General features: G+C 51.8%; 3 protein-coding genes and 1 pseudogene. All 4 read left to right on the forward strand.

Annotated elements, in window-relative coordinates:
• Positions 1 to 693, forward strand: a 693-nt coding sequence (locus H040_RS27090; RefSeq protein WP_256208083.1) for a DUF2345 domain-containing protein, incomplete at its 5' end; no start/stop codon positions are given.
• A gap of 54 nt (positions 694 to 747) precedes the next feature.
• Positions 748 to 2,445: an esterase/lipase family protein gene (locus tag H040_RS27095; protein ID WP_027919395.1), complete on the forward strand. Its 1,698-nt coding sequence runs from the start codon at positions 748 to 750 to the stop codon at positions 2,443 to 2,445.
• 116 nt (positions 2,446 to 2,561) lie between these two features.
• Positions 2,562 to 3,449 carry a T6SS immunity protein Tli4 family protein gene (locus tag H040_RS27100; RefSeq protein WP_027919396.1) on the forward strand — a complete coding sequence of 296 codons (888 nt, stop codon included), beginning with the start codon at positions 2,562 to 2,564 and terminating at the stop codon, positions 3,447 to 3,449.
• 113 nt (positions 3,450 to 3,562) lie between these two features.
• Positions 3,563 to 3,894 (forward strand): annotated as a pseudogene (locus H040_RS27105) (hypothetical protein); the annotation flags it as partial.

A 3,894-nucleotide genomic window follows, 5' to 3' on the forward strand; every position in this document is an offset into this window, starting at 1 on the left:
GCCTGGGCGATCCGCAGCGGCGGCCGCGGCAAAACCCCGGGGTACCAGAAGCCGCTGCTGATCGCCTCCTCTCCGGCCGACATCGCTACCGCCACCCCGCAGAACACCCACCTGCACAGCGGCAAGCACCTGACCGTGAGTACGGGTGAGGATGTCAGTATCGCCAGCGGCAAGTCGCTGCTGGCCAGTGTGGTGCAGAGCATCAGCCTGTTTGCGCAGAACGCCGGCGCCAAGCTGTTTGCTGCCAAGGGCAAGGTTGAATTGCAGGCGCAGAACGACGAGATGCTGCTGACCTCGCTGCAGAATATGAAACTCAGTTCGACGGCTGCCGGTATCGAGATCGCTGCCAAGGACGGGATTCTGTTGACCAGCGGTGGCGGATATATCCGTATCAAGGGCGGCAACATCGAAATCCATGCGCCGGGGACCATTGATGTCAAAGGGGCGAAGAAAGTCTTCAGTGGCGGGACGAGCCTGTCGCACAGCTTCAATGAAATGCCCAAGACCGACTTTGCCGACCCGTATGTGATTAAGAAGCTCAGTACCGGGGAGCCTGCGCCGGGGGTGAAGGTTGAGGTGACCAGGGCTGATGGCAGCGTGATGCAGTATGTGTCGGATGCAGCAGGGAAGATTCCGGTGCAGCAGAGTCAGATTGCTGAGTTCATGAAGATCAAAGTATTGGGGGATGCATGATGAGTGATTCCGCTAAGCCTCGTGTATCCACAGCTAGAAATAAGGGACCTCGCCATGGGAACTAAAACCTCGACACCCAAAGATGCCGCGCTGCACCTACCTCAAGAGTACGATGAGGATGGCATGCTGACGGCCAACACCACACTTTCTTCATCCAAAGACTCCGTAGAGAAGTGTGTAGCGTGCAAGCGTGACAAGGTAGTACCGATTATCTTCATTCCCGGAATCATGGGCACCAACCTCATGAACCTGAAGACCAAGAAGCGTGTCTGGGTTGCCCCAAACATGGACGGTGTATTCCCGGTTGTCAAAACGCTGGGCCTGCTGTTTGGCAGCTGGTTCAAGTCATCCAAACAAAGGCAGGCGGAACTCGACTCGACGCCGGGCGCGGTAGGTGTCTACGAAGGAGGCGAGTTGGACGATGCCGGCAGTGGGCTATCAAAAGATGACATGCGAATGCGCAAGTGGGGAGCAATCATGCGCTCTGCCTATCATCCGATTATGGGTGAAATGCAGCGGCAGATGAATGACATCATGCGCAACAACGATCTTCAGGGCGAATGGAAAGCGCGTGCGGAGCAAATGCCGAGCGATTGGGGGGATTGGGAGAACAACCCCAGCCTTGCAGCAATGGGCGATGCGAGCGGTTTGAAAATCGCAGCAGATACACAATATGAGGTGTGGGCGGCCGGCTATAATTGGCTTCAGTCGAACCGCGACTCAGCAAAAGACATCATCAATTACATCAACAATACGGTGCTTCCCCACTACAATGGCAAAGCCGAGAAAGTCATCATCGTCACTCATTCAATGGGGGGGTTAGTAGCCAGGGCAATTGTTGCATGTCATGGGTTTAGTAAAATATATGGCGTTATTCATGGTGCCATGCCCGCAACTGGAGCGCCTGCAAGTTACAAGCGGGTTCGAGCAGGTTTTGAGGCGCTTGCAGAAAAGAAAATTCTGGGGCGAGATGCCGCAGATGGAGTAGCAGTGATGGCATTCGCAAATGGCCCGCTAGAACTGTTACCTTCTCATGACTATAACGACGGCGAACCGTGGCTATTTGCAAAGGATAAATCCAGCCTAGAAAGAGTGCTCCGCCTTCCCGAGCAATGTCCTTATGAAGAAATCTATAAATCGGAAAAATGGTGGGGATTGGTTCCTGAGCAAAACAATAAATTATTCGACCCTGCTGGCGTTGTCTCAGCCAGGGAGCCAAAACCCACAAAATTAAAGAAAGCTGAGTCAACACCACCATCTTTGCGACAAGCGTTTTGCGACGTAATAGATGAAGTAAAGGTGTTTCACGCCAGCATTGAAAAGAAATACCATACTAACACTTTCGTGCACTATGCTGCCGAATCCAAATCCTCAAAGCTTTATACTTGGGGAACCATTGAATGGGCAGCCAATAGCCTACAAGGCCTTGATATCAAGACAGCTAATCTAAGCAGCGACAATTTGGATGCTGAGATCACGTTAAACGGTTTGTACACGCTTAGCATTGGTCCTGGCTACTACCCTGGCGACGGTACAGTTCCCGCATTCTCATCTATTGCACCTCGAGGTAAACCAGGTGTGCAGGGTGCATTTGCTCACGGACAAAATGGCGGACTAATCAACCGTTACTGCAAAGAAGGAGCGTTCAACAACACGGCTGGCTACGGCCACCAGGATGCTTATACTGACAAGGCTGGTCGAACGCAATTTGCCACTTTGTACAGCCTGGTCAGAATTTCCAAGAGCATTTGACTTTTCGATAGCAAAAGGGATCCAGGATGATAGCCAACCGATTTTTACTTGCTGTAATTTTAACATGTGCATCATACTCCCTTCTCGCAGCCACCAATATATCAAGAGAGGCCGCCATGCCCGGCAACAACTGGAATACGCACTACTTCGGCCGCTTCCAATTATCGCTTCCGCAAGGATCGGAAATCGCTGCTGACTACAAGATTTTTGATGAGAAAATTGAACTGGTAAGCAAAAACGGAAAATCTCAACTGCCTATCCTCACTCAGCAACTTATAGATGATCTAGATAAAGGAGTGGCTCGCGGAACAAGCAGCAAATACGAAAAAACAATTCAGCTCGACAACGGAAGTGTTCTTTTGCTTTCGCGCCTCAGCACTCTTTACACCTTTGATGCCTACTTGCTCACCAGTAAAAATACGCTGTATCACATGATGATAAAACGTGTTACACCTAACGGAGTACCTGAAGCAGTTGAGAACATGCGAAAGCTAAGCAATGCCATTTATTTCAGACACCCTGATACGGAGCCACCGCACGGTGCGTTCGCATTGGAAGCAGGTTATTCTATGCTTCCAAATGATCAGTTCTTCGAAGAAATATATATGGGCGCACAAATCAAGGGACACTCAGGAAGCTACGTAAGCCTTCTTACAAAGAGCATCATTGAGAAAGAGCCCAGCCTGCTCGAACGATTTGAGCGAAAGGACTATGATCCGGCAGTAGGAGAGCTGTCAAACAATGGCCGTTTACAAACCCTTCGCAAGAACAAACGTACTGTTGGTGGCATTGATGGGGAAGAAGTGGCAGTTAGCGCTGTCATAGAGGGTAAAACCTTTTATGCTTTCCAATTCGAATACGATGGCACACTGGAGTCCAATACGCGCCCTTATATCGCAATTGAGTTAGGCACTCATGAAAATGGAAGCAACTTTAAGTCGAATGAGGAAGCGTTGGTATTTTGGGATGAATTATTACAGAGCTTCAAACCTCTTCCGGAGTGATAGATGATCGCGACTGGCGAAGTAATTATACATTTCGCCCTGCAGCCGCCTGCTTGACCGCGCCTTTGTGTGTCAAGTGGCTGCAGCCCCCGCTGAGCCTTATCAGATGTGGCTTGCGCTTTAGCTTGGTCGAGCGCAGGTGCCTGGCACTTGACAATTCGCTGCTCTGGCCGGCCCTGAGCGAAGCTTCTTATGGCTTCTTCATCAGCCACTTCGAAGGCCAGCTGCACAACGCGCCCTACCGCAGCCCGTTCGAGCACGCCAAGCCCACCAGCCCTGGCCCGCAGACCGCCGTGGTGGTCTCGCCCAACGGTCATGAACTGTTCACCGACAGCCTCAACCGCGTCTGCGTGCGTTTCCACTGGGACCGCCTCAGCCAAGACGGCGAGCTGTCGTCGTGCTGGCTGCGCATGCTGCAACCAAGCAGCGGCCCGGACTGGGGCAG

It is taken from the genome of Pseudomonas sp. URMO17WK12:I7, assembly GCF_003269045.1.
Lineage (GTDB): Bacteria > Pseudomonadota > Gammaproteobacteria > Pseudomonadales > Pseudomonadaceae > Aquipseudomonas > Aquipseudomonas putida_J.

Excerpts from the sequence above, each read along its gene's own strand:
- H040_RS27095 (WP_027919395.1), top strand. The coding sequence starts at position 748 with ATGGGAACTAAAACCTCGACACCCAAAGATGCCGCGCTGCACCTACCT.
- H040_RS27100 (WP_027919396.1), top strand. The coding sequence starts at position 2,562 with ATGCCCGGCAACAACTGGAATACGCACTACTTCGGCCGCTTCCAATTA.